Annotated in this window: 8 protein-coding genes; 4 read left to right on the forward strand and 4 right to left on the reverse strand. The window is 42.7% G+C overall.

From position 1 onward, the window contains the following. The 4 genes from Q0688_RS07345 to Q0688_RS07360 all read left to right on the forward strand — a co-directional run. Positions 1 to 513 (forward strand): penicillin-binding protein activator (locus tag Q0688_RS07345; RefSeq protein WP_299074676.1); only part of this gene is annotated, 513 nt, incomplete at its 5' end. Positions 514 to 521: 8 nt separating this feature from the next. Further along, positions 522 to 884: a YraN family protein gene (locus Q0688_RS07350; protein ID WP_299074678.1), complete on the forward strand. Its 363-nt coding sequence runs from the start codon at positions 522 to 524 to the stop codon at positions 882 to 884. Between the two features lie 3 nt (positions 885 to 887). Continuing rightward, positions 888 to 1,481 (forward strand): SIS domain-containing protein, encoded by a 594-nt coding sequence (locus Q0688_RS07355; protein WP_299074680.1) that lies wholly within the window; start codon positions 888 to 890, stop codon positions 1,479 to 1,481. 74 nt (positions 1,482 to 1,555) lie between these two features. Then, positions 1,556 to 2,068, forward strand: coding sequence for a BON domain-containing protein (locus tag Q0688_RS07360; RefSeq protein ID WP_299074683.1), 513 nt, complete (start codon positions 1,556 to 1,558; stop codon positions 2,066 to 2,068). A 99-nt stretch (positions 2,069 to 2,167) separates the two neighbouring features. Here Q0688_RS07360 and ltrA read toward each other — a convergent pair whose 3' ends face one another. From ltrA to Q0688_RS07380, 4 genes are all read right to left on the reverse strand, one after another. Further along, on the reverse strand, positions 2,168 to 3,439 hold the full coding sequence (gene ltrA, locus Q0688_RS07365; RefSeq protein ID WP_299074685.1) for a group II intron reverse transcriptase/maturase: 1,272 nt from the start codon (positions 3,437 to 3,439) through the stop codon (positions 2,168 to 2,170). A gap of 224 nt (positions 3,440 to 3,663) precedes the next feature. Continuing rightward, positions 3,664 to 3,942, reverse strand: a complete 279-nt coding sequence (locus tag Q0688_RS07370) for a hypothetical protein (protein ID WP_299074687.1) — start codon at positions 3,940 to 3,942, stop codon at positions 3,664 to 3,666. 290 nt (positions 3,943 to 4,232) lie between these two features. Next, positions 4,233 to 4,724 (reverse strand): acetolactate synthase small subunit, encoded by a 492-nt coding sequence (gene ilvN, locus Q0688_RS07375; RefSeq protein ID WP_299074690.1) that lies wholly within the window; start codon positions 4,722 to 4,724, stop codon positions 4,233 to 4,235. Further along, the coding region (locus Q0688_RS07380; RefSeq protein ID WP_299074692.1) for a thiamine pyrophosphate-dependent enzyme at positions 4,724 to 5,551 on the reverse strand (828 nt) is incomplete at its 5' end. The genes Q0688_RS07380 and ilvN, both read right to left, overlap by 1 nt.

A 5,551-nucleotide genomic window follows, 5' to 3' on the forward strand; every position in this document is an offset into this window, starting at 1 on the left:
ATCGATAAAAGCAAGCAACGTATACGCCGGGTCAGTCAAGTATTAGGCCTAGAAGTTAAGGCAGAACCGCGTCGTCGTAAAGATGCCGATTTTGTCTATTTATTAGCTAAACCCAAACAAGCAAGCTCTATTCGCCCGATGTTTAAATTTCATTATGCTAGCGACTTAGCTATTTATGCCAACGCCAGTATTTACAGAGGCTATGCAAACCTAAGAATTGATAGAGATTTAAATCAAATTATCTTTACTGACATACCCTGGGTGATATCTGCGCCTAGTGATATGGATAAAACCTACAGCAACACATCATTAAAACGCATGTACGCATTTGGCTTTGATGCTCTGCAACTGTCTGAGCGCCTCAGCCTAATGAAGAATGTAACAGGTTCAACGTTAAACGGGGCTACTGGCAGCTTAGAATTAGTTGATGGCAACTTACAACGTAGAACGGCCATTGCACAGTTCAAGCATGGTAGAGCCGAAGCCGTTAACAGCAATAATAGTTCGCAGTGAAAGAAAAAATGAACAGCCATAACACAGGCCAGCACTATGAAGCGCTAGCCTGCAGCTTTCTAGAACAGCAGGGGCTAACATTATTAACTAGCAACTTTCATTCACGCCTCGGTGAAATCGACCTAATTATGTTAGATGGCGACACCCTTGTGTTTATCGAAGTGCGTTTTCGGCAAGCGTCTCAATTTGCATCTGCGGCAGAAAGTATTACCCAAGCCAAGCAACAGCGTATTATTAATACCGCTAAAATGTTTCTCGCTAAAAATAAAGCTTACCAGCAATGCTTTTGTCGTTTCGATGTAATCGCAATTGAACTGGACAGTGCAGAAGAAGCTCAATATCATTGGTTAAAAGCTGCATTCACGGAATAATTTATGTCCATTTTTGAAGCCATTGTTAATCATTTCAATGAGCATATTGACGCTACCTCACGTAGCATTGATTCGTTAACGCCTTATATTGCTGAAGCGACTCATCTGCTTGCTCAGACACTTACTGAAGATAAAAAAATTATTTGCATTGCAGCACCAAGCTGCTTTGCAGCTGGGCAACAATTTTGTCACAATCTTCTTGGCAACAATACTCTAGCTCGCCCTGCACTGCCTGCTATATTTCTGAATAATAGTAATACCGCAGCAGCCGTTTTAAGCAATGATGATCATCAACAGATACACGCCACACAAATTTCAGCACTTGGCCAAGAGGGAGATTTATTATTAATATTTTCTTTCTCAGGTGAAGAAGCCGCTCTCGCTCATGCTATGAACGCTGCCAGTAACAGACAAATGAATATAGTCAGCATTGCGTCTGGCAAAGCGACAACCATCGCTAATCAAACCCCTAAAGATCAAGTTCATATCCCCATGCATGGATTTAATATACAACAGTCTATTAACTTACATTTTGTCTTAGCACAGATGCTCAGTGAACTTATTGAACAACAGCTTTTTGGAAATCTTAATCTATGAATTTTTTCTCTAAGAAACACACAATATTTCTATGCTTAGCAAGCTGCCTTTACATCAGTAGTTGCACTAGCTTTATGGCTGCTACTAACGATGGCGCTGTATCTGAGGATTATGGAAAGAGAACCATGGGCACAGTATTAGAAGATAGCAGCATAGAGTCAAAAGCAAAAATCAACATCAGCCGATACAATGAAATACTTAATAATGCCAATATCAATGTGACCTCGTATAATCGAATTATATTACTGACAGGACAAGTACCCGATATTGAGAGTAAAAATCAGGCTGGCTTAGTTGCTGAAAAAGTTAGAAATGTACGTAGCGTGCATAATGAACTAGAAATTTTACCTGTCAATTCAATTTTTGATAGCAGTAAAGATTCATTTTTAAAAGCTAAGGTTTCAACCAATCTGCTTGGCGCTAAAGGCGTAGATTCAGACCGCATCCAAGTAATTGTTGCAAATAGTAAAGTGTATTTGATGGGGCTAGTGACCCAAGAAGAAGCTAAAAGAACAATCGATTCCGTTAAGGAAGTCTCTGGGCTTAAAGCCATTATTAAAGTGTTTGAATATATACAGAATAGCTAGACCGCTATGCAGAAGATATAACCGAGTAGGGTGAGGCTCACGCCCCATCCCTCTCACAGAACCGTACGTACGGGCCTCGTATACGGCTCATGCAACCAACTATCTCATCTCTAAGACAATTATACCTACGTCAACTTCTGACATATCGTACAGCCCCATTTCTTCATGGAACCAAGCAGTGCGCATCGCTCTATTCGATAACGGACTCAGCGAACTGCGCCAACTCGACATCTTAATATGATAGTAGCGACCCTTAAAACTCAACTGACGCAATCGTCGATGTAGCTTCTTCGGCGTCTTCCACTGTTTGAGCTGTATATGCCTTAAACGACGGCGTATCCAACCCATAAGCTTCTCTATATCTCGTGAACAATTCGCTATACGAAAGTAATTCACAAAACCTCGCAGCACTGGATTCAACTCACTAATAATGCCTGACAGATTATTGCCAGTATTACGTCGCGTTAAGAACTTAAGTTTCGCTTTCAGTGACACAAGCTTCTTTTCCTGAATGCGGGTATATTCTTTGAATATTTCTACACCAAGAAATTTAATCCCTTCTGCACTATGCGCAATGTGGGTTTTGCTCGTATTCACCGTCAGCTTAAGCTCTCCTTCCAGATACTCTGTGGACACTTTCAGCGCATTACCCGCGGCGGATTCTGAACTGCACAAAATCAAAATATCATCCGCATCGCGGACAATGCGATGACCTCGACTTTTCATCATTTGATCAAATCTATCTAGATAGACATTCGCTATCAAAGGACTGATCACTCCACCTTGCGGACTGCCTTCGCTTGTCGACTCGCGTTGCATGCCAATCATGACACCACTTTCAAGAAATGATTTCAACAGCGCCAATACACTGCCGTCTGTCACTTTCTTGCGGAATTGATCGAGGATCAATTCATGATCGAGCGTGTCAAAACATTTGGATAAATCCATGTCCACAACCCAATCTCGATCATAGCGACGAATAAATAAACTCGCCTTACTGATTGCATGGTGGCAGCTTCTGCCCTTCCTATACCCATAACTGGATGGGTGAAAGTCAGGATCAAAAATAGGCTCAAGGATGTTGCGTAGTGCTTGCTGTACGATTCGATCTCGAACTGTTGGAATACCAAGCTTACGCTCGCCGCCATCCTCTTTCGGAATCACGACACGCTTCACTGGCTGCGGATAATACCGCTTTTCTTGCAGCTCAAGCAGTAAGTTGTCCAGCTCTTTATGCAGGCACAATTCAAACTCACGCAGGCTCTGTCCGTCTATTCCGGCCGCACCTTTTGCGCGCTTTACGTGTTTGAAAGCGTCTAGTAACGCATGCTTATGCAGCAAACGCCCATAAAGACTGTAATATTTTCTCATCCAACTTACCGATTATTGTGGCTAATTCTTGCTGGTTCCTGCCTACGCGTTGGTATATTCATTCTGCTGATACAGTGTTCTAGCGCAGAGGCAATATGCTGATCATCACAAAATTACTCCCCATACAATTTCTACAGTAAGCTCAACTGTTCCCAGTCAACCTGCCATAGAAGATCCGACTTTATCAAGCCGCTTGTGTACACGCGCTGGCGATCGCCAACGATTCATAACACTTCATGGTTACTTCCCCCCTTCACATTCTGCACAGCACTTTTGATGCTATCAGCCCGAACAAGATCTCCACTTGTCATCATCTCGGTTTTATCCTCCCAACGGTTACCCGCGTTCACAGGCCGAGACTTCATCACTACTACGGGTTCATCTGCCACCTCACATCCACTAACACCTTGAGTTACCTCTTGATGAAGGTGTCTGAATTCAAGATTCAGATTCGATGCCAGGCTTCCCCAGTTATTGCACTGGCTCCCTGTAAGATATGCCATCCTCAATCACTGCATAGAATTGACCAAGTATTGGGCTTTGCGCTATTTTGCACGCTTACCACTTCTATACAGCCGAAACAGGTTTACCGAAGTTATGTACATCTTACTTCCTATGGCTTCCTTCAGACCTCGCCGTTAGCCCGCGACGCCCTTGCCATTCGGATTATCTTCCCCTTGGTCGGGGTGATGTGACTTTCTCTCAAGTCACTGGGTTTGCCAGCTTTGCTGGGCAAAAAAAAAAACGCGGCCATGGCCGCGTTTATTTATGCTCATGCTTAGAAGCTATCTAGTTAAAGGCTCAACACCTTCTCACCTCTAGATAAACCACAAACACCCGTTCTAACAACTTCAAGAATAGACGCATCACCAATAGAGGCAATAAATGCATCTAGCTTATCACTGGTACCTGAGATTTGAATCGTATAAACCGTAGGGCCAACATCAACAATCTGCCCACGAAAAATATCGCAGCAACGTTTAATTTCAGCACGCTGCGCGCCAGAAGCCTTAACTTTTACTAACATCAATTCACGTTCAATATGGCTACCTTCAGTAAGATCAACCAACTTAACAACATCAACCAATTTATTCAGATGCTTAGTAATCTGTTCAATCTTGTCATTATCACACGCAGTCGTAAGTGTTAAACGTGACAAGCTTGAATCTTCCGTTGGAGCAACAGTTAGGGATTCAATATTATAACCACGCTGAGAAAACAGCCCCACAACACGAGACAATGCACCCGGTTCATTTTCCATTAAAATAGATACAATATGTCTCATTATGTACGCTCCGTTTTATTCAGGAACATATCACGCATAGAACCATTAGGCGCTATTTGCATAGGGTAAACATGCTCATGTCTATCCACATAAATATCTAAAAACACCAACTTATCCTTCATCGCAAAGGCTTTTTCTAATGCCGGCTCTAGGTCTTCCAACTTCTCAACCTTTATACCAACATGCCCATAAGCTTCAGCCAACTTAATAAAATCAGGCAGTGAATCTTCATATACCGACTGTGAATAGCGGCTATCGTACTGTAAATCTTGCCACTGCTTAACCATACCTAAGTAACCATTATTTAAATTAATGATTTTCACAGGTAGATCATATTGCGTACAAGTTGATAACTCTTGGATATTCATTTGAATAGAGCCTTCACCCGTCACCACAGCAACATCCGCATCAGGGAAGGCTAATTTAACCCCCATAGCAGCAGGTAAACCAAAGCCCATAGTTCCTAAGCCACCAGAATTTATCCAACGACGCGGCTTATTAAACTTATAATACTGTGCCGCAAACATTTGATGCTGACCTACGTCACTGGTGATATAGGCATCACCCCGGGTTACCTCATAAAGCGCAGCAATAACCTGCTGTGGTTTCAGCATGTCCTTACGAATGGTATAACGCGGTTTCACCAGCAAACCCTGTTCTTGTCGCCAGGTTTCAATCTGTTGCCACCACATAGCTATACTTTCCTGATCCACTTCCTGTAACCGGCTTTTGATCAGACTCCATATATCAGCCAGTACAGATTGTACAGGCCCTACAATAGGCACATCTATTGGTACGATTTTGGCAATATTGGCCGGATCAATATC

This window comes from uncultured Paraglaciecola sp. (assembly GCF_937123705.1).
Taxonomy (GTDB): domain Bacteria; phylum Pseudomonadota; class Gammaproteobacteria; order Enterobacterales; family Alteromonadaceae; genus Paraglaciecola.

Excerpts from the sequence above, each read along its gene's own strand:
- Q0688_RS07355 (WP_299074680.1), top strand. The coding sequence starts at position 888 with ATGTCCATTTTTGAAGCCATTGTTAATCATTTCAATGAGCATATTGAC.
- Q0688_RS07360 (WP_299074683.1), top strand. The coding sequence starts at position 1,556 with ATGGCTGCTACTAACGATGGCGCTGTATCTGAGGATTATGGAAAGAGA.
- ilvN (WP_299074690.1), bottom strand. The coding sequence starts at position 4,724 with ATGAGACATATTGTATCTATTTTAATGGAAAATGAACCGGGTGCATTG.
- ltrA (WP_299074685.1), bottom strand. The coding sequence starts at position 3,439 with ATGAGAAAATATTACAGTCTTTATGGGCGTTTGCTGCATAAGCATGCG.
- Q0688_RS07350 (WP_299074678.1), top strand. The coding sequence starts at position 522 with ATGAACAGCCATAACACAGGCCAGCACTATGAAGCGCTAGCCTGCAGC.
- Q0688_RS07370 (WP_299074687.1), bottom strand. The coding sequence starts at position 3,942 with ATGGCATATCTTACAGGGAGCCAGTGCAATAACTGGGGAAGCCTGGCA.